This is a genomic window from Nonomuraea sp. NPDC049758 (assembly GCF_040674635.1).
Classification (GTDB): Bacteria; Actinomycetota; Actinomycetes; order Streptosporangiales; family Streptosporangiaceae; genus Nonomuraea.
The window spans coordinates 1-1,182 of the sequence record NZ_JBFAMZ010000073.1; the positions used below are offsets into that span (position 1 = coordinate 1).

1 rRNA gene is annotated in these 1,182 nt (G+C 57.3%); it reads right to left on the minus strand.

The window, feature by feature from the left end:
• Positions 1-1,182, minus strand: a 23S ribosomal RNA gene (locus AB0J46_RS51950); the annotation flags it as partial.

Genomic DNA, 1,182 nt, shown 5'->3' on the forward strand with positions numbered 1-1,182 from the left:
GGTCAAGTCCTCGGCCTATTAGTACCGGTCAGCTCCACACATTACTGTGCTTCCACCTCCGGCCTATCAACCCGGTCGTCTACCGGGAGCCTTACCCACTCTCGTGGTGGGAGACCTCATCTCAAGGCGAGCTTCCCGCTTAGATGCTTTCAGCGGTTATCCCTTCCGAACGTAGCCAACCAGCCGTGCACCTGGCGGTACAACTGGCACACCAGAGGTTCGTCCGTCCCGGTCCTCTCGTACTAGGGACAGCCCCTTTCAAGTCTCCTGCGCGCGCAGCGGATAGGGACCGAACTGTCTCGCGACGTTCTAAACCCAGCTCGCGTACCGCTTTAATGGGCGAACAGCCCAACCCTTGGGACCTACTCCAGCCCCAGGATGCGACGAGCCGACATCGAGGTGCCAAACCATCCCGTCGATATGGACTCTTGGGGAAGATCAGCCTGTTATCCCCGGGGTACCTTTTAGCCGTTGAGCGACACCGCTTCCACACGCCGATGCCGGATCACTAGTCCCAGCTTTCGCTCCTGCTCGACCCGTCAGTCTCACAGTCAAGCTCCCTTGTGCACTTACACTCAACACCTGATTGCCAACCAGGCTGAGGGAACCTTTGGGCGCCTCCGTTACTCTTTAGGAGGCAACCGCCCCAGTTAAACTACCCACCAGACACTGTCCCCGATCCGGATCACGGACCAGAGTTAGACGTTCAAAACGACCAGAGTGGTATTTCACCAATGACTCCACCCGAACTAGCGTCCGAGCTTCCCAGTCTCCCACCTATCCTACACAAGACGCTCCAAACGCCAATGTCAAGCTGTAGTGAAGGTCCCGGGGTCTTTCCGTCCTGCTGCGCGTAACGAGCATCTTTACTCGTAGTGCAATTTCGCCGGGTCTGCGGTTGAGACAGCGGGGAAGTCGTTACGCCATTCGTGCAGGTCGGAACTTACCCGACAAGGAATTTCGCTACCTTAGGATGGTTATAGTTACCACCGCCGTTTACCGGCGCTTAAGTTCTCACCTTCGCAACATTGCTGCTGCTAAGCGGTCCCCTTAACGTTCCGGCACCGGGCAGGCGTCAGTCCGTATACATCGTCTTACGACTTCGCACGGACCTGTGTTTTTAGTAAACAGTCGCTTCCCCCTGGCCACTGCGACCCCCACCAGCTCCGAGTGCAAGACTCA